General features: G+C 43.8%; 19 protein-coding genes. 13 read left to right on the top strand and 6 right to left on the bottom strand.

All coding sequences use genetic code 11. The features are described 5' to 3' along the window. Positions 1-238: 238 nt before the first annotated feature. Entirely contained in the window at positions 239-1,699 is a 1,461-nt protein-coding gene (locus tag ACSSVW_RS06340; RefSeq protein ID WP_075594468.1) for a Gfo/Idh/MocA family protein, read from the bottom strand. A 183-nt stretch (positions 1,700-1,882) separates the two neighbouring features. Then, positions 1,883-2,956: a mechanosensitive ion channel family protein gene (locus ACSSVW_RS06335; protein WP_454179031.1), complete on the bottom strand. Its 1,074-nt coding sequence runs from the start codon at positions 2,954-2,956 to the stop codon at positions 1,883-1,885. A gap of 122 nt (positions 2,957-3,078) precedes the next feature. Here ACSSVW_RS06335 and ACSSVW_RS06330 point away from each other — a divergent pair, with 122 nt between their 5' ends. From ACSSVW_RS06330 to ACSSVW_RS06320, 3 genes are all read left to right on the top strand, one after another. Next, a complete protein-coding gene (locus tag ACSSVW_RS06330) occupies positions 3,079-4,047 on the top strand; it encodes a YihY/virulence factor BrkB family protein (protein ID WP_421419269.1) in 969 nt (322 codons plus the stop codon). 82 nt (positions 4,048-4,129) lie between these two features. After that, positions 4,130-4,972, top strand: coding sequence for a pirin family protein (locus ACSSVW_RS06325; RefSeq protein ID WP_036971229.1), 843 nt, complete (start codon positions 4,130-4,132; stop codon positions 4,970-4,972). 9 nt (positions 4,973-4,981) lie between these two features. Beyond that, a complete protein-coding gene (locus tag ACSSVW_RS06320; RefSeq protein WP_074988820.1) occupies positions 4,982-5,959 on the top strand; it encodes a glutathione S-transferase family protein in 978 nt (325 codons plus the stop codon). A 28-nt stretch (positions 5,960-5,987) separates the two neighbouring features. On the opposite strand, the gene ACSSVW_RS06315 is transcribed toward ACSSVW_RS06320, so the two are convergent. From ACSSVW_RS06315 to ACSSVW_RS06300, 4 genes are all read right to left on the bottom strand, one after another. Further along, positions 5,988-6,563, bottom strand: a complete 576-nt coding sequence (locus ACSSVW_RS06315; RefSeq protein ID WP_074988821.1) for an AAA family ATPase — start codon at positions 6,561-6,563, stop codon at positions 5,988-5,990. A gap of 92 nt (positions 6,564-6,655) precedes the next feature. Beyond that, the gene (locus ACSSVW_RS06310; RefSeq protein ID WP_371915648.1) at positions 6,656-6,916 is read right to left on the bottom strand and encodes a hypothetical protein; all 261 of its coding nucleotides are present in this window, start codon (positions 6,914-6,916) and stop codon (positions 6,656-6,658) included. Continuing rightward, positions 6,913-7,359: a hypothetical protein gene (locus tag ACSSVW_RS06305; RefSeq protein WP_454179030.1), complete on the bottom strand. Its 447-nt coding sequence runs from the start codon at positions 7,357-7,359 to the stop codon at positions 6,913-6,915. The genes ACSSVW_RS06310 and ACSSVW_RS06305 overlap by 4 nt, the downstream gene beginning before the upstream one ends. A gap of 5 nt (positions 7,360-7,364) precedes the next feature. Continuing rightward, on the bottom strand, positions 7,365-7,703 hold the full coding sequence (locus ACSSVW_RS06300) for a DUF883 domain-containing protein (RefSeq protein ID WP_074988822.1): 339 nt from the start codon (positions 7,701-7,703) through the stop codon (positions 7,365-7,367). Positions 7,704-8,173: 470 nt separating this feature from the next. Here ACSSVW_RS06300 and mraZ point away from each other — a divergent pair, with 470 nt between their 5' ends. From mraZ to murG, 10 genes are read left to right on the top strand one after another with little or no spacing between them, the layout of a single operon-like run. Then, entirely contained in the window at positions 8,174-8,632 is a 459-nt protein-coding gene (gene mraZ / locus ACSSVW_RS06295; RefSeq protein ID WP_065978167.1) for a division/cell wall cluster transcriptional repressor MraZ, read from the top strand. A 29-nt stretch (positions 8,633-8,661) separates the two neighbouring features. Beyond that, complete coding sequence (rsmH, locus tag ACSSVW_RS06290; protein WP_036971210.1) at positions 8,662-9,597, top strand: 16S rRNA (cytosine(1402)-N(4))-methyltransferase RsmH; 936 nt, start codon at positions 8,662-8,664, stop codon at positions 9,595-9,597. Then, positions 9,597-9,923 carry a cell division protein FtsL gene (ftsL, locus tag ACSSVW_RS06285; RefSeq protein ID WP_065978166.1) on the top strand — a complete coding sequence of 109 codons (327 nt, stop codon included), beginning with the start codon at positions 9,597-9,599 and terminating at the stop codon, positions 9,921-9,923. Before rsmH ends, ftsL begins: the two co-directional genes overlap by 1 nt. Continuing rightward, positions 9,920-11,737 (top strand): penicillin-binding transpeptidase domain-containing protein, encoded by a 1,818-nt coding sequence (locus ACSSVW_RS06280; protein ID WP_036971205.1) that lies wholly within the window; start codon positions 9,920-9,922, stop codon positions 11,735-11,737. Before ftsL ends, ACSSVW_RS06280 begins: the two co-directional genes overlap by 4 nt. Further along, positions 11,730-13,208 (top strand): UDP-N-acetylmuramoyl-L-alanyl-D-glutamate--2,6-diaminopimelate ligase, encoded by a 1,479-nt coding sequence (gene murE, locus ACSSVW_RS06275; protein WP_454179029.1) that lies wholly within the window; start codon positions 11,730-11,732, stop codon positions 13,206-13,208. The genes ACSSVW_RS06280 and murE overlap by 8 nt, the downstream gene beginning before the upstream one ends. Continuing rightward, positions 13,205-14,593, top strand: coding sequence for a UDP-N-acetylmuramoyl-tripeptide--D-alanyl-D-alanine ligase (locus ACSSVW_RS06270; RefSeq protein ID WP_454179027.1), 1,389 nt, complete (start codon positions 13,205-13,207; stop codon positions 14,591-14,593). Before murE ends, ACSSVW_RS06270 begins: the two co-directional genes overlap by 4 nt. After that, a complete protein-coding gene (mraY, locus tag ACSSVW_RS06265; RefSeq protein WP_036971198.1) occupies positions 14,587-15,669 on the top strand; it encodes a phospho-N-acetylmuramoyl-pentapeptide-transferase in 1,083 nt (360 codons plus the stop codon). Before ACSSVW_RS06270 ends, mraY begins: the two co-directional genes overlap by 7 nt. After that, positions 15,670-16,995 (top strand): UDP-N-acetylmuramoyl-L-alanine--D-glutamate ligase, encoded by a 1,326-nt coding sequence (murD, locus tag ACSSVW_RS06260; RefSeq protein ID WP_454179026.1) that lies wholly within the window; start codon positions 15,670-15,672, stop codon positions 16,993-16,995. It begins immediately after the preceding gene. Continuing rightward, complete coding sequence (ftsW, locus tag ACSSVW_RS06255; RefSeq protein WP_036971195.1) at positions 16,992-18,167, top strand: cell division protein FtsW; 1,176 nt, start codon at positions 16,992-16,994, stop codon at positions 18,165-18,167. The genes murD and ftsW overlap by 4 nt, the downstream gene beginning before the upstream one ends. Further along, on the top strand, positions 18,164-19,240 hold the full coding sequence (murG, locus tag ACSSVW_RS06250; RefSeq protein WP_036971193.1) for an undecaprenyldiphospho-muramoylpentapeptide beta-N-acetylglucosaminyltransferase: 1,077 nt from the start codon (positions 18,164-18,166) through the stop codon (positions 19,238-19,240). Before ftsW ends, murG begins: the two co-directional genes overlap by 4 nt. Positions 19,241-19,253: the final 13 nt, after the last annotated feature.

Below are 19,253 nucleotides of genomic sequence, written 5' to 3'. Positions count from 1 at the left end.
GAATTTTTATGTCTGCTGCTAGGTTAGCGCTCGTTGAAGCATTGCCATTTAGCTGTCATCACTCATCATTAGTTAAGAGTATCAACATAGCGCTTTGGTTATGTTGAGTTTGTGGGGCCAATGGAATATGCCAGATATAATGAGTCTTAATCGTGACAATGACTTACTTTGTGCTAATCACTTTATGTATTAATCAACAAGCCCGCAATGCAAGGTGCGGGCTTTTGCATGTAAGTTGTTAAGACACAATCCCGAGTGGCTTACCTGTTTGCCAAGCGCCACGGGTAAAGTCTGGTATCGTTTTGCTGTTACTTCTGTCTGCAACCGATGCCATACTTTGTGGGAAGATTGATGACCAGGCTGCAGCATCGTAAACATCTTGATCCAGTGGTTCATTGTTACGCAAGCAGTAAATCATGCGCCATAACATTATGAAATCCATGCCGCCGTGACCACCGTTGCGAACGGCTTCTTCACCCATACGTTGCCATAATGGATGATCAAACTCTGCACGCCATTTTTCCATATCGTGATCCCAGCTATGGAAATTTTGCATATGTGGTTTACGACCTTGTGAGCCCGCACTTTCCCATGCAGCTACTTCAGCTTCATATTGCTGCTGGTAGATTTTTGCAATGGCTGGTGGTACATCTTCTAGGGCAATGCGGTTAGGAAAACCTGCAAATGTCCCATTAGTACCTTGAATTAGGTTATGGCGGCTGTACGGGCGTGGGCTTGTGGTGTCGTGCTGAACCATAATGCTTCGGCCTTTCACTGTTTTAATAATGCTGGTGTTCATGTCGCCAGCAGTAAATTTCAGTGAACGACGTTCGTGGCCTGCAGGAAATTCACGTTCTGCGTAGGCTGCACGGCCAAGTGCAGGTGAGCTGACTGATGTTACGAAATCAAAGCGATCACCCCGGTTGATGTTCATATATTGAGAAACGGGGCCTAAGCCATGAGTGGGGTATAAGTTACCGTTTACTTTTGTATGCCAGTAAGTACGCCATGAGCCGGTACTGCGGTCAATTTCTTTCATTTGCCAACGCAGGTCATGAATATAAGCGGCTTCACCATGCAGTAACTCGCCAAATACGCCTTTACGAACCATGTTTAGAACCATTAACTCGTCACGGCCGTAGTTAACGTTTTCCATCATCATGCAGTTCTTTTGAGTGCGCTCAGCGGTGTTTACTAGTTGCCAGCACTCTTCCATTGTGGTTGCTGCGGGAACTTCAACAAAGGCATGTTTACCACTTTCCATGGTTTCAACACTCATTGGTGTGTGCCAACGCCAAGGTGTTGAAATGATCACGATGTCGATGTCATTGCGAGCCAGCATGTCTAAATAGGCTTTATCAGAACCCGTGTAAGCAGTTGGTTTAGGTAAGCCTTTTTCAACAACATAGTTAATTGATTTCTCGAGCATTAGCTGATCTGTGTCACAGATAGCTTTAATTTCAACACCTTCAATGTGGCAAAGGTGTTTTACATGGCCGCTACCACGTTGACCAACGCCAATAAAACCAACACGTACCACATCCATCGCAGGCACAGCTAAGCCCATTACGCTTTTACCTTGTGAAGCAAGTGGTGTGCTTTGATTATCACCTTGTTGGCTTTTCGCACAGCCAGTCACGACTGTCGCGGCGGTAATGGCTGCGGCAGATTTTAAAAAACGTCGTCTATCTATCGTCATATCAATACTTAACTCACTGAGATTATTATTAAGAGTATGTGTCAGTTGTTTCTTTTTATCTTAATTGAAAGACAATTACAAAAGTTAACAGGTAATCAAAACTGCTGCATGTCCGCAATAATACATACAGCTAATACAGTTCAATCTTGATTTAATAGATGTATTTAATTTACAGGATAAATATTAAATAATATTACTGCCTTGCTCTGGATCGCGAGATTGATCGGCTTGTTCACGAATATCATCTGCATCACTACTTATATCATCCAAGCTATGGTCGTCGAGAGTGTTTGATGTTTGTGGGGGTGAAGTGGTGTGATGACTGGTGTGCTCGGCATCGGTATTTAAAATAATTCGTTCGCGAGCAACATCTGGCATACTAATTTTTTCTGCTAAATAGGTGTTTACTAACATTCGCATTAGCTGAGATGCCACTTTAACCGTGCTATGTTCACTGCTGTTTACCCAAAAATAAATGGTTAAATTAAGTGTGGCAGATCCAAGCGATTCAATCAGAACCTGACTGGGGGGATCATTAATAACAGCAGGGTTTTGACTTACGACTTGCATGGCTAATTGCTGAGCATAGCGAATGTCATTATCGTAGCCAATGCCTACTGTAAAATGGCCGCGCATTTTGGGGTTCGCAGTAAGGTTTTTAATGACATTTTTATAGACGGTAGCATTCGGTATTTGAATATGATTACCATCAAAATCCACCAAAGTAGTGGCGCGAGCTGTGACTTTTTTTACTACCCCTAAGCGGCCATCTACTTCTATTACATCGTCAATTCGAAACGGTCGCTGTACGCTGAGTAGCATACTCGAGATAAAATTTTCGGCGATATCACGAAATGCAAAGCCAAGGATCAAGCCCACCAATCCTGTACCACTCATGATAGCGACGGCAAAACTGGTTAGCCCTGCAAGACGTAAAAATAAGTACACCCCAAACAAAATAATAACGATGCTAAAAAAGCGCCGTGTAACGACATGTAAAAGCTTACTTTCACTCACAAAACCCAGTGGTTTAATCAGTACATATGACAAAGGGCGAGCCAGTAAGTAGCAAATAATAATGGCGACAATACCGAGTGTGAGAGCCGGTAACATTTGCCAAGCAGTGTGTAAAAACTGCGTAACTTGTGAGTTTAAATCGTACCACGTAAGGCTTTCAATTGGCGTCGACGTCGTGGTTGATAGTGTGGGTGTGATTAAATTAGTTACTTGATTAGTAAGATATAAATAAAAATTCATTGCACCACTCCATGGATTATAGCCGGGCAGTTATAAGCGTAGCTCAATGCAAGTTAGGCGCCATTATTAGTGGCAAGTAGTTTGCAACGACACCTTAAGCTAAGTAGAAAGTGAGGAAGAATATGTCTCAGGGCAATCGCGGTTTTCAGGCTCGCTCGCCGCTGGAAATCCCATTACGAGGTTGGTGGGATATAAGCAAACGGGTATATCATAATTTATCACAAGATAATTTATCGTTTGTTGCGGCAGGTGTCGCATTTTATGCACTGCTAGCAATCTTTCCTGCACTGGCTGCCATTGTGTCTATTTATGTCTATTTTGCTTCACCAACGGACATTCATGAGCAGTTATCTAAAGTGATTGCAATTTTACCTGCCAGTAGTCGCGATATTATTTTACTGCAAGTGAGTGAAGTGACGCAGCAATCGCAAAAAGTCTTGAGTATGAGTGCTATAGGCACTTTATTGTTAACAGTCTGGAGTAGCAGTAAGGGCTGCCAAGCGCTGATCACGGCCTGTAATATTACATACCATCAGCATAACAAGCGGCAATTTTTTGTGGCGTTACTGGTCCGTTTTTTATTTTCGTTGGGCGCCATAATCGTCGCTCTCGTGGCGTTATTAATTATTGGTATTTTACCTATTGTGCTTAATCTGGTTGGCCTAACAGAGTTAATCGATTTAATGATCACGCTGATAACTTGGCCGCTGCTGGCAATCATTTTTAACGGTGCATTGGCATTTTTATACCGCTACGCACCTCATCGAAACCCTGCTAAGTGGCGTTGGATCACACCGGGTTCAATGATCGCGACAGTATTATGGATCGTGGCATCGGTTGGTTTTTCATTTTATGTCTCGCAATTTGCACGTTATAACGAAACCTATGGCTCTTTAGGGGGCGTGGTTATTATGCTGATGTGGCTTTATATCAGTGCTTATATCATTATTTTTGGGGCGGCAATTAATGCCAGTGCTGAACAGCAAACGGTCATTGATAGTACAGTCGGCCCCGAAAAAGAAGTCGGAGAGCGCGGAGCAACCGTAGCAGATACATTGATGACACAACAGACTAAACATTCTTCTGAATAGAACGATTGGCGCTAATTTTACGCATGGTTGTTAGTTAAATTGGCGTCTACAATCATTTCATATGATTTACGGGAGTAACGTTATGAAAGTGATTCAACAATTAAATAGCCATGCCACTCAAGATGGTGATGGTGTCAATATTAGCCGTATCCCAGGCTTTGATGGAAAATACTTAGATCCTTTTTTAATGATCGATGAGCTTAAGTCTGACGATCACAGTGATTTTATGGGGGGCTTTCCTGCACACCCTCATCGTGGCATTGAAACCTTCACTTATATTATTAAAGGAGGGTTTGAGCACCAAGATCAAATGGGTAACAAAAAAGCGATTCGTGCAGGTGATGTGCAATGGATGAGTACTGGCTTTGGTGTGATCCACAGTGAAATGCCGTTAGCAGATGCAAAAGAAGGCATGCATGGATTCCAAATCTGGTTAAATATGCCAAGTGCAGAAAAGCTCAGAGCACCGCGTTACCAAGATACAACAGAAGCCCCCGCACCGGTGACTCGTAATGATCAAGGGGTTGAGTTAAAAGCGCTTGCAGGTAGTTGGCAGTTTGCCAGTGAAGAGCAGGTTTCAAGCTTACAAGATTTAGCCGCTAATGGCATGTTAGCTGATGTGACTTTGCCTGCCGGCACTGAATTTAAACACGCGCCTCTTAAGCAAACTAAAGTCATGTTGTATATACACACGGGAGAAATTAACACTGAACAGGGAGGGCCTGTTAAAGCGGGGAGCTTGTTAATTTTAGAGCCTGGCAGTGACATTGAATTTAATTCGCAAACGGGGGCGGGTGTTTTGGTGCTTGCGGGCGAGCCACTAAAGCAGCCGATTGCTCATATGGGACCTTTTGTTATGACGACGCAAGCAGAGTTACATCAGGCTGTAAGAGATTATCAACAAGGTAAATTTGGCACACTCTAGGAGGTTATCGTGGGATTACTTGTAAACGGCCAATGGCAAGATAAATGGTACGACACAGACAACAACCAAGGTGAATTTAAGCGTGAATCAGCGCAGTTGCGTAACTGGGTAACGGCTGATGGTAGCAAAGGGGCAAGTGGCGATGGGGGATTCAAGGCTGAGAAAGGTCGGTATCACTTGTATGTTTCATTAGCGTGCCCATGGGCTCATCGCACGCTGATTTTTCGCCATTTAAAAGGCCTTGAAGACTACATTAGTGTCTCGGTTGTGAGTCCTGACATGCTAGAGCATGGGTGGACATTCGATAAAGATAATCACAGCACAGGTGATGCTTTATTTGATAGCGACTACATGCATCAAATTTATACGCGTAACAAAGCTGATTATTCTGGCAGAGTGACGGTACCTGTACTTTGGGATAAACAGACCCAGCGCATTGTCAGTAATGAGTCTGCAGAGATTATTCGGATGTTTAATAGTGCATTCAATGAACTTACTAACAATGAACGCGATTTTTACCCTGCAGCGCTACGTACTGAAATTGATGAAATAAACGAGTTTGTTTATCACAATATCAATAACGGTGTGTACCGTGCAGGCTTTGCAACAACGCAAGAAGCGTACACCGAAGCGTTTGATGATTTGTTTGCCGCTCTTGATAAAATTGAACAGCGTTTGACTCATAATCGCTACTTAGTGGGCGACACTCTCACAGAGGCTGATTGGCGTTTATTCACGACCTTAATTCGCTTTGACAGTGTTTATGTGGGTCATTTTAAATGTAATTTACGCACCATCGAAAGTTACCCTGCAATTAGTCATTATTTACGCGAGTTATACCAAATTGAAAAGGTGAGTGAGACGGTCGATTTTTACCACATAAAACGTCACTATTACTTCAGCCATACGATGATAAATCCGACGCAAGTAGTGCCAAAAGGACCCGATATAGACTATGGCCGAGCGCACAATCGTGGCCAATTATAGTACTCAGAGTAGCAGCTCATGTGAGCTGCTACTGATACCCTTTCATTACGTCGCGAATAGTGTCAATACCAAACATGACTTTTTGAATAAACGACTCAGCGCTTTTTACGAGGTTAAAATGCGGGTGCTGCGACCATACTGCTTGTAATTTATCATCTAGCAAAATTGCTTGCTGGTCAGACTCGTTACGAACAGGGTTGTTACTGTGGATACTTTGCCCTGACTTGGCCGCGGTTTCAAAAAAAATCACAGCATCATATTGATTAAGCTCAGTGTGAAGATCGGTTCCTAAGCATTGAAAAAACTCCGCCTGATCACCTGGCCAATATGCGAGACCATCTAAGCTACCACGATCGCACAGCATTAAACGATCAGGGTGCATAGTACGTTGAATATGTTCAAGGTGTTTCTGTAAGCTGAAGATAGCTTGCTGGTGAGCTTTTACAAGGTGAGGGGCATTACCCCGTTCTATTCCGCCGCCAAATAACATGGTTGCCGATTCAGGCACTACCACAATTTGTTTCGAGAACTCGCGTCGTAATAAGTCGATTGCTGTTGTTTTACCGCCACCGGGGCCACCGGTTAATACAATCCGTTTTTTCAATTAGGTTATCCTGTTAACACGCAAAACTTATTTACACGGTAAAGAAAAGACTAACAAATGAGAAGTAAAAAGCGTATTTTTTGTGATAAAGATCACAACAGTCGTAACAGCCAGCTAAACTGACTGAGTTGTTTGAGTTTTCCATGCTGATGATCATCATTTTTTAAAGCCCCATAACCTACACCCGCCGAAAAGGCACTCGCAAGCCCGACTTTAGTAACGGCGAATCGCTTTAAGCGATAATTAAATGCTTGGTGATGTTGGCGTTTCAATTCATCGAGTAAATCCATTTGCTGGCTTAAGTTATTAACCTTTTTCTGCGGTTTTTTTATGAAGTAATCAATAAACATCATTCTTCCTTATTGAGGTTTAGTAACTGTCGAATACTTGTTATGGTTTTATCAAAGCCAATTTTGCTGCTGATATAACCAATATTTTTCCACAGCCAAATTAAGCAAAGTATTTGCATGGTAAACAGCGACACCGCTGACAGCCAAATTGATTCACTTAGACTAAATATAGCAAGACCGATGGATGCTAATAGTCCAGCCCAAAGTAACACCAATCCCCCAGCAAAACAGACGATCAATATTATGGTGAGTGCCAGTGAACGCATTGACAAACGCCATTCAGCAGCAGCTAAATCTTTGCAGATCCCCATTTGTTGACGGTAATCAACGTAAAGCTGTTTAGTGTAGTCAGTGAGTTTGGCAAGATGATCTTGCCACTGATCAGCATGGAGTTGCTGATCAGTGGTTTCTTGCGTTTTCTCATCAGTAGGGTGAGAGTGCGGCATAATCGTTACTTATTACGACGGATTAGTGCGCTCACAAGCATACCTGCTGCAAATGCAATACCCGCTGTCGCTAATGGGTTTTCAGATGCTAGTTGACGTGTTTTGCCGCTGTATTCATTTATTTTTTCACGCGCAACCGCTTGTTTTTCAGACAATGTTTTTGCCGAATTAGTAGCTCCCTCTCGAACACTGTGTTCAGCGCTTGCTGCACGTGATGATAGAGCATCAACGGCATGATGCGCTGCTTCGGTTGCTTTTTCAGTAAATGGCGCCTCTACTTGAGCCGCTTTCGTATCTGCACTGCTTGTGGTGCTTGAATTCGATTTGTTTGTTGCGGTAGTCATAATCATTCCTTAAAAATTGCCATTAAATTGGTAAGTACACTGTCGCAACCTTCGTACCAACAAATAATATTATTTAATATCAGATTGTTATGAAATTAATGGCTCATATAAGTCGGTATTACCCGTAACTATTGCAGGGTTATTGCGTAAAAATTACCGAATTCGATTTTATTCTACTAATTTGTAATTATTCATTGGTCATTCATTAGCCATTTTTACCCAATAGCTTGCCAAGAAAACCGCAAAAAAGATTTTTTTCTTTGTTTCCCACTTTTTCCCACGTAATTCAGTAGCTTTGCTTGAAGCCTTATTTTTTCTGGCTTTACAAGCAAGTTATGATGATCTGCTTACTTGACAAAATAGCTTGTCAAGCCCTAAACTGGAGCACTGTGGTAAAAAGTGGTTTTTAGTGGATCAAATTGGATCAGTAATAATCGTTAACGATTTACAACCTAATTTTAAGGCAAGCTATGTTTCGGGGTGCGAGCTCTCTGAGTTTGGATGATAAAGGACGCTTTGCGGTACCGACTAAGTACCGAGATGCGATCTTGTCTGAAGATCAGGGCACCGTTATTTGCACCGTAGCACTTAATGAGCCTTGTTTGTGGTTATATCCGTTGGCTGAGTGGCTTGAAATTGAAGCGCGGTTATTAAAAATTTCTAATATGAATCCACGTGCACGCCGAATGCAACGCATGTTGCTTGGTAACGCTACAGAGTATCAACTCGATAAAAATGGCCGAATTTTGCTTGCACCGTCTTTACGTGCACATGCTGAACTTGGAAAAAAAATCATGTTGGTTGGCTTGATGAATAAGTTTGAGATTTGGGATGAAGATCGTTGGCATGAACAAATGCGCCAAGATACTGAGATAGAACGCCTAGGCGATTTTGAGGCGAATCCCGAATTCGATAATTTCTCACTCTAACCACAAATAAAAAAGGCAAAAAATAGCTAATGACAGCGCAATTTGAACATGTCTCTGTACTGATGGAAGAAACCATAAATGCTTTGGACATAAAGCCCGAAGGTATTTACATGGATGGCACATTTGGTCGCGGTGGACACTCAGGACAAATTTTAGCGCGTCTAAATGATCACGGTCGCTTACAAGCAATCGACCAAGATCCGCAAGCTATTAAAGCTGCCGAAAAATTTGCTGATGATGCCCGTTTTTCAATTGCCCATACCCGTTTTTCTAATTTAAAAACGGTGGCGGAAGACAATGACTTAATTGGTAAAGTCGATGGCATTTTATTAGACATTGGTGTGTCATCACCTCAACTAGACGATGCAGAACGCGGTTTTAGTTTCATGAAAGATGGCCCGCTTGATATGCGCATGGACCCAACCAGCGGTCGCAGTGCTGCACAGTGGTTAGCCGAAGCGGAACTTGAAGACATTACCCATGTGATCAAAACCTTTGGTGAAGAAAAATTTGGTCGTCGTATTGCTCATAAAATTATTGAAACTCGCGAGCACACACCGATTACGAGTACCAAACAATTGGCTGATTTAGTTGATCAAGCCGTGCCAGTAAAAGATAAACATAAGCACCCTGCAACACGCACCTTTCAGGCGATTCGAATTTATATCAACAGTGAGCTCGAAGAAATTCAAACGGCGCTTCAAGCTGCTGTTGAAGTATTAAAGCCGGGTGGACGGCTGGTGGTTATTTCGTTCCACTCACTCGAAGATCGTATTGTTAAGCAGTTTATTAAGAAACAGAGTAAGGGAGAGGCGATACCCAGAGGTCTGCCTTTAACAGATGCACAAATAAATAAAAACCTGACGTTAAAAGCAGTGGGTAAAGCCATTAAGCCGAGCAAGGAAGAAATTGAATTAAATCCTCGTTCGCGCAGCTCGGTGCTAAGGGTTGCACAGAGGTTGTAATGAAAGCAAAAGCGACACATCGCCAACCAAATTTATTTGTAGAGATTTTCAAAGGCCTAGGAGCTAATAAGCTGACCTTGGCCTTGTTGGTTGTGATTCTCGCATCGAGCTTGAGTGTCGTGCAGGTAACTCACTTAGCTCGTCAACAGTTAATAGAACAAGATAAGTTATTGCAAGAGCGTGATGAACTAGACCTTGAATGGCGCTACTTGTTGGTAGAAGAAGAGTTTTATTCACAGCATGCACGTATCGAAGAAGTTGCAACCATGCAATTAGAAATGAAACGGCCAACCAGCCAAGACGAAAAGGTGGTAATACTGCAATGATAAGCAGAAGGAAAAAGCCAACTAATACCTTGATCACATGGCGCTTTATGCTGGTGTGCTCGGTTGTATTTTTAGTCTTTATGACGCTGGTAGCGCGTGCCGCATTTTTGCAAGTAATTGAACCAGACAAAGCGCGTTCAGAAAGTGACAAACGCACAGTACGTGTTGAAAAACAACATGTACAACGCGGTATGATCTTTGATCGCAATGGCAAAGAGCTGGCGGTAAGTGTGCCTGTGGTTAGTGTGTATGCAGACCCCAAAGCCTTGCATAAATCGTTGGTCAGCAAAGTGCTTCGCCAAGCGCGTAAAAATGGTGAAGATCAAAATGCACTGGCAGAGAACACCGCAGAATTAAATAGACGCATTGCCGCTTATTACAGCAATGATATTCGTTGGCGTGAGCTGGCGGATGTACTGCGTATTGAGCCAACTAAAATCAATGCGCGCCTGCGCGATAATCCGAAACGTCGATTTGTATATTTAAAGCGTCAGGTAACGCCTGCGGTTGCTAATTATATTGGTGATTTACGTTTGCCTGGTATTCATTTACTCGACGAATCAAAACGCTATTACCCTGCTGGCGAAGTGACAGCGCACGTGATTGGTTTTACGAATATCGACGGTCATGGAATCGAAGGAATCGAAAAACTATACGAACAACAACTAACCGGTGTTGAAGGCCAGCGTACTATTCGTAAAGATGCCCAAGGCCGCGAAGTTGAAGTACTTGATGAGCGTGAGCGTGTAGAACCAGAGAATATCCATTTAAGTATTGATCAACGTATTCAAGCCATTGCTTATAAAGCGGTGAAGTCAGCCGTATTATCTTACAAAGCAACATCGGGCTCGGCTATGGTCGTAGATGTAAAAACCGGTGAAGTACTGGCAATGGTTAATAGCCCTTCATTCAACCCGAATAATTTATCAGACGCAGCACCACACAAACGCCGTAACCGTGCCATTACCGATTTGTTTGAACCGGGTTCGACTGTTAAGCCACTAGCCATTTTGGCTGGTTTAGACTACGGCTCAATCCAACCGGATGAAATTATTGATACTTACCCAGGCTGGATGCGCGTTGGCGGGAGCTTAGTACAAGATACGCGTAATCACGGCGAAATGAGCTTAAGAGAAATCTTAAAGTACTCAAGTAATATGGGTGTGACGAAGGTCAGCCAAACCGTACCGAAAGACTATTTTGTGGGCCTTTATGAAAAAGTTGGCTTTGGCAGTGACAGCGGCACCGGAATGGTCGGTGAAAGTAGTGGCTTATTTTATCCACACCGTCGTTGGTCTGATCACGAAATTGCCGCTTTATCGTTTGGTTATAACTTAGCGGTAAGCACGGCACAAATGGCGCGTTTTTATGCCATGTTAGGGTCGGGTGGCGTTATGCGTCCTTTGACTGTGCTGAAGCAAGATTCAATTCCTGAAGGCGAGCGTGTTTTTCAACAAAAGGATGTTGAAGCCGTTGTTCACATGATGGAAAGTGTATTTGAAAAAGGCGGTACGGCACAAAAAGTTCACGTAGATGGCTACCGTGCAGCGGGTAAAACAGGGACCTCTAAAAAGGCCGCTGTGGGTGGTTATGGTGACGAATATGTCGGTTATTTTGCAGGTATAGCGCCAGCCAGCAATCCTCGTTTAGCTGTTGTGGTAATGATAAATGAACCGGGTGGAGATGTTTATTATGGCGGAGCGACGGCAGGTCCTGCATTTGCAGAGATTGTCTCCAATGCCTTAAGAATTTTAAACGTCGCACCGGACAAAGATGCGGTTGCGTACGTGGAAGGCAAAGATAACGATGCGTGATTTAAAACCCATTCTTAATCATATTGACGTAGAGGCTAATTCTTTATTAGTCAATCAACTGCGTCTAGATAGTCGCGATGTTCATCCCGGTGATGTATTTGTGGCAATTAAAGGCCATCAGCTTGATGGCGGCCAGTTTATAAAGAAAGCCATTGAAAATGGTGCGGTTGCTGTGATTGCTGATCGCTTATGTGAGTTTGAAAGTCATTTCGAACCACTTTACTTAGTGTCTGACTTAGCTAAAAAGCTGCCAGCACTCGCTGCTGCATTCTACCAACAGCCCTCTGCTGAGTTAGATTTAGTGGGCGTAACAGGCACCAATGGCAAATCAACAACGACGGCAATGATCGCGCATTTAGCGCAGCAATGCCATAAATCTGCAGCGGTTATTGGTACGCTGGGTTATGGTCACCCTGAACAGCTAACACCCTTAGCCAATACCACTCCATCAAGTGTTGATTTACAACGTATTTTATCTGAACTACGTGATCAACATATGAATGTGGTTGCAATGGAAGTTTCATCGCATGGTCTGGTGCAACAGCGCGTTGATCATTGTCAGTTTAAAGCCGCCGTTTTTACCAATTTGTCGCGTGATCACTTAGATTATCATGGCACAATGGATGCGTATGGCGATGCCAAATTGATGTTGCTGCGTGATCATAATCCAGAAACTGTTGTGCTTAATCAAGACGATGCACAAGTCGAACAGTGGTTAGAAAAGTACGACTTCAAGAACCTAATTTGTTATGGCCATAAAAATTTAGCACCGAAAGGCGCACGCTATGTCTATTTTAGCGATGTCGTTTATAGCAACACCGGTATTTCGGCAACGTTCGAAACAAGCTGGGGTCACGCTGAGGTGCAATCTGCATTATTTGGTGAATTTAACCTCTATAACCTAGCAGCAGCAATGGCCACGCTATTAGGTATGGGTTACCCGCTTTCACAGTTAGTAGACGCATGTAAATCATTGCAACCGGTTGCTGGGCGCATGCAAGCGTTTAGCGCACCGGGTCAACCAACTTGTATTGTTGACTATGCACATACACCAGATGCACTTGCACTGGCATTGCAGGCTTTACAAAAGCATGTCCCTGGGGGCGTGAGCTGTGTGTTTGGCTGTGGCGGTGACCGCGATAAAGGCAAGCGTCCAATGATGGCAAAAGCGGCTGAAGGTAATGCTGATCGTATTATCGTCACCAGCGATAACCCACGCAGTGAAGACCCAAATGCAATTATTGCTGACGTGGTCGCAGGACTTGAGCACCCAGAGCGCGCGCACTGCGAAGCAGACCGTGCTCGTGCAATTAGTTATGCAATAGAGCAAGCAAATGCCGATGATGTGATTCTTATTGCAGGCAAAGGCCATGAAGACTATCAAATTATTGGCGATCAGCGTATCGACTTCTGCGACCGCCAATATGTACAACAACAACTAAAAGAAAAATCGCAAGGGGCGCAGTTATGATCCCGATGGATTTTGATTGGCTAGCACAAGTTCTAGCAACCGATTACCACGGTGGTAATCACAAAGTGAAAAATATAAATACCGACACGCGCACACTGTGCGAGGGTGAAGTATTTTTAGCATTACAAGGGCCTAACTTTGATGGTCATAAATTTGTAGCGCAAGCAAAAGAAAAAGGGGCGATTGCAGCCATTGTTGCGCGCCCTGTTAACGTTGATATTGTGCAGTTTGTTGTCTCAGATACTCGCATTGCGCTGGGTCATATTGGGGCGGCGGTGATGGCAGAAGTCTCACCAAAAACCATCGCAATAACAGGCAGTGTTGGTAAAACGACCGTAAAAGAAATGTGTGCAGCAATTCTGTCAGGCCACGGTGAAGTGCTCTCGACTAAAGGCAACTTTAATAACGATATTGGTGTGCCGCTAACATTGTTGCGCCTTGAGCCTCAGCATGAATATGCCGTGATTGAATTGGGTGCTAATCATATTGGTGAGATTGCTTACACTGTTGCCATGACAAAACCAGATGTGGCTGTTGTGTGTAATGTTGCCGCGTCGCACTTAGAAGGTTTTGGCTCGTTACAAGGCGTAGCGACAGCGAAGGGTGAAATTTACGATGGCTTAAAACCGGATGGGGTTGCCATTGTTAATTGTGATAGCGACTTTGCTGATCATTGGTTAGATAAACTGACTCACCGAACAGTAAAGCGTTTTTCTACCACACAACAGTTAGATTATTGGGCTGAAGATATAGTGCTTGATGAACAAGCGCGCGCTTCATTTATGCTGTGTACAACAGAGCACAAAGTCCCTGTAACGCTTGCTTTGCCTGGTAAGCACAATATTGCTAATGCGCTTATCGCTACCGCGTTAACCACTGAATTAGGTGTGAGTTTAGACAGTATTGCAACTGCGCTTGCATCCATGGGCGAAGTAAAGGGACGTGTTAACGTACTGAAAGTATCAGATAAGCTAACGGTAATTGATGATACTTACAACGCAAATGTGCAGTCAGTTAAAGCAGCCATTGATTTATTGAGCGATATGCCCGGACGCCGTATTTTCGCCTTGGGTGATATGGGCGAACTTGGTGAAGAAGCACGTTTTTATCACCAACAAGTGGGTGAGTATGCTCAGCAAAAGGGCATTGATGAACTTTACAGCCTTGGCGTATTGAGTAAGTCGGCCAGTGATGTTTTTGAAAAGCCAAACCGTCATTTCTCAAGCCGTGAGCAATTATTACAACAATTACAAAGTGTGCTCGCTGAATCTCAGCAAAAGACCACCATTGTAGTGAAAGGATCGCGAAGTTCTCGTATGGAACTTGTGGTAGCAGATTTAGTTAACAGCCAGCAAGATGGCAACAATGGGGTAACGTCATGTTAGTGTGGTTGGCAGAGTATTTAACACAGTATTACAGCGGCTTTAATGTGTTTTCATACCTGACGCTGCGAGCGATTTTAGGTATTTTAACCGCCTTACTTATTTCACTTTATTATGGCCCTAAGCTTATTCGCGGTTTACAAAAAATGCAGATTGGTCAAGTGGTTCGCCATGATGGTCCGGAATCTCATCTGTCTAAAAAAGGCACGCCTACTATGGGCGGAATTTTGATTCTTGGTGCGATTTTTACCAGTACGCTGTTGTGGGCTGATTTATCAAATAAATATGTGTGGGCAACGTTATTTGTTGTGGGATCATTAGGCGTAGTGGGCTTTATTGATGACTATCGCAAAGTAATTCGTAAAGACCCCAAAGGTCTCATCGCTAAGTGGAAGTACTTTTGGCAGTCAGTGATCGCCTTAGTTGTGGCAAGCGCACTTTATTTTACTGCGCAGCAAGGCACTGAAACATCGTTAGTAGTGCCGTTTTTTAAAGATGTACTGCCACAACTTGGCTTGTTTTATATCGTCATGACTTATTTTGTTATTGTCGGCACATCTAACGCGGTAAACCTAACGGATGGGCTTGACGGTTTAGCAATTGTTCCGACTATTTTAGTCGCGTCGGCTCTGGCCATTATTGCTTATTTAACGGGTAACGTGAATTTCTCTAGCTACTTACATATTCCTCATTTACCGCTGGCAAGCGAACTGGTTGTGGTGTGCACCGCGATTGTGGGGGCAGGGCTTGGTTTCTTATGGTTTAACACATACCCAGCACAAGTATTTATGGGCGATGTAGGCTCGCTTGCGCTTGGCGGCGCACTGGGCATTATTGCGGTATTAGTTCGCCAAGAATTAGTGCTCATTATTATGGGCGGTGTGTTTGTGATGGAAGCTTTATCGGTAATTTTACAAGTCGGTTCATATAAGTTACGTGGGCAGCGCATTTTTAGAATGGCGCCTATTCATCACCATTATGAGTTAAAGGGATGGCCAGAACCACGTGTGATTGTGCGCTTTTGGATTATTTCGATTGTGCTCGTGCTTGCGGGCCTTGCGACATTGAAGATCAGGTAAATGACAGTAATTAACGAGATTAAAAATAAACACATAACAGTGCTCGGACTCGGTGTAACCGGTCTGGGCATTGTGCGTTTTTTATTGTCTCAGAATATTCAGCCAAAGGTTGTGGATAGCAGAGAGCAGCCGCCAGGTGCTGATTGGCTAGCTGAGCATGCGAGTGAGCTGGTTACCCACTTTGGTGATTTAGATAATGCAGCGCTTAGCAATACTGACATCATTATTATCAGCCCTGGGCTTAGTTTAACAACGCCAACAGTCGCAAAAGCAATGGCTGCGGGGGTAGAAGTGATTGGCGATGTTGAGCTCTTCGCGCGCTTAACAGATAAGCCTATTGTGGCAGTGACGGGGTCAAACGGAAAATCAACCGTGGTGACGCTGGCATTTGAGGTACTCAAAGCTGCGGGTTATAAAGTGGGCCTTGGTGGTAATATAGGTACAGCTGTACTTGATTTATTAGCGCATGACTACGATGTTTTTGTGCTTGAGTTATCAAGTTTTCAGCTTGATACCACCCAGAGCTTAAAAGCACACAGTGCGTGTGTACTCAATGTGAGTGAAGATCATTTAGATCGCTACCCAAGCTATCAAGCTTATATCGACTCGAAGCAACGTATCTATAATGGCGCAGCGCTTTGTGTTGTGAATGCCATTGATGCGGCAACGCACACTGCAAAGCAGCCGCAGTTAAGCTTTGCACTTCGTAATGCCGATTACTCTTTAGTTGATCAACAGGGTGAACAATATTTTGCAGCACAAGGTAAGCCTCTGTTACCTGTAAGCAGCTTAAATGTTGTGGGTTCGCATAATCAACAAAATGCATTGGCAGTGATGGCGTTATTAAGCCCATTTGAAATCACAGCCGAGCACTATCTGCAAGCATTTAGTGCCTTTACTGGACTTGCGCACCGGTGTCAGTTTGTCGCTGAAATTAGTGGTGTAAAGTATTTTAATGACTCAAAAGCAACGAATGTTGGCGCGACTATCGCCGCAATTGAAAGCCTAGCTGATCAAGCTAAGCAATTAGTTGTTATTGCCGGTGGCGATGCGAAGGGGGCTGATTTAGATGCCCTAAAACCGTATTTGAACGACAAAGTAAAAGCCTTGATCTGCTTTGGTAAAGATGCAAAAGCATTAGTGGCGCTTTCAGATAAAGGCCACCTTACTAGCAACATGCATGAAGCAGTGCTACTTGCAAAACAGCTGAGTGATCAGGGCGATATCGTATTACTTGCCCCCGCTTGTGCCAGCATAGATATGTATAACAACTATATGCAGCGTGGGGATGATTTTACCCAGTGCGTATTGGCGGAGGCAGTATGATTGCATTTGCTGATATTCGTGACGCGCTTACACCTAAACAATCTGCACAACTTTATGATGTGCCGTTGATGTATTGCATGTTGATGTTGATTGGGGTTGGCTTTGTGATGGTGACCAGTGCATCGATGCCCACCGCTGAGCGTTTATTTGATAATCCTTATCACATCATTATTCGCCATAGCATGTTCTTAATTATGGGCTTTTTTCTATTCTGGATAGCCACCAATGTCCCAATGGATTGGTGGAAACGCAGTAACCCTTATTTACTCTTGCTGGGCTTAGCTTTACTGGTACTGGTATTGATAGTTGGTCGTGAGGTTAATGGTGCAAAGCGCTGGATACCAGTAGGACCCATTGGTTTTCAGGTGGCAGAAGCCGCTAAGCTGTATTTTTTTAGTTATATTGCTGGCTACTTAGTGCGTAAGCGCGCAGAAGTGCAAGAAAACCTGAAAGGCTTCTTTAAGCCGTTAGCCGTGTTTGGTGTGTATGCTTTATTGATATTGATGCAGCCTGACTTAGGTACCGTAGTGGTTCTGTTTGTTACGACGGTGGGCTTGCTCTTTCTAGCGGGTGCAAAACTATGGCAATTCTTTGGTCTTATATTAACGGGGATTGCTGCGGTAGTCGTGCTGATTATTGCTGAACCTTACCGTATGGCACGTGTTACAGGCTTTCTTGAACCTTGGGAAGACCCGTTCGGAAAAGGTTACCAATTAGTACAGTCGCTAATGGCATACAGTCAAGGTGGTTGGTTTGGTCAAGGCTTAGGTAATAGTGTGCAAAAGCTACAGTACCTTCCCGAAGCACACAATGACTTTATCTTCGCTGTTATAGGTGAAGAGCTAGGGTTTTTTGGGGTGTTAAGTATTTTAGTGGTGCTTGCAATATTTGTTTTTAGAGCCTTGCTTATTGGTCAAAAAGCGTTGAAGTGCGGTAAAGAGTATGAAGGTTATTTTGCCTTTGCGATTGGTATTTGGTTTGCCTTTCAAACCATGGTAAATGTCGGCGCAAGTGCGGGGATCTTACCGACCAAAGGCTTAACCTTGCCGTTTATTTCGTACGGTGGTTCTAGTTTATTAATTATGACCATCGCAACAGGTGTACTTTTGCGAATTGATTTTGAAACCAAAATGGCGACAAAGCAAGCTACCTCACGCGGAGGCAAACGATGAGTAAAAAATTACTTGTAGTTGCTGGTGGCACCGGTGGGCATATTTTCCCTGGCATTGCGGTTGCAGATTTTTTAAAGCAGCAAGGTTGGCAGGTAAGCTGGATTGGAACACCCGATAGAATGGAAGCCAATGTTGTGCCCAAACACAATATTGAAATTGACTTTATTAACGTAAAAGGTGTGCGCGGTAATGGTATAAAGCGCTTGATTAAAGCCCCTTTTATGGTGATAAATGCCATTTTGCAGGCGCGTAAAATTTTAAAAGCGCAAAAGCCTGATGTCGTACTCGCCATGGGCGGCTATGTGACAGGCCCAACAGGAATTGCCGCAAAAAGCTTAGGGATCCCTCTGGTTATTCATGAACAGAATGCAGTGGCAGGTATGAGTAACCGTTGGTTAGCAAAGTGTGCGAATAAGGTTTTGGCTGCTTTTCCTTCGGCTTTTGCTAAAGGGCAGTGTGAAATCGTTGGTAACCCAGTGCGCGCTAGTGTTGCGACGGTAACGGCTAAGCAAACGCAAACGCCGATTAATGTGCTAGTGGTCGGTGGTTCACTGGGGGCGCAAGTATTGAATCAGACTTTACCGGCTGTATTCAGTGAGCTTTCAGCGCAAACAACGCTTAATATATGGCACCAAACGGGTAAAAATAATGAACCTAATGTCACCGCGAGCTATCAACAGTTAGGGTTAGCTGATTTTAGCAAAGTGACTGAATTTATTGATGATATGGATAGCGCTTATCAATGGGCCGATTTGGTAATTTGCCGTGCTGGTGCATTGACAGTAAGTGAAATCGCTGCGGCGGGTCGAATGGCTCTATTTGTGCCGTTTCCACATGCAGTGGATGACCATCAAACGGCTAATGCAGGGTATTTAGTCGCCGCGCAAGCCGCTTTGCTGATGCCGCAAAGTGAGTTTACAAAAGATGCGGTTGTGAATGTGTTATCACCTTACTTAAACGCACCAGAAAAAATTTCAACTATGGCAAGTAAAGCGAAACAGCTTGCCATTTTAGATGCCACAGCCAATGTTGCGAAGTGCTGTGAGCAGCTAGCAAATAGAAGAGATAAGTAGTGAAAGAAAGCAC

This window comes from Pseudoalteromonas sp. MBR-15, assembly GCF_053628915.1.
The sequence above is the reverse complement of the archived record's forward strand: the minus strand, read 5'-3'. Positions and strand labels throughout refer to the sequence as shown.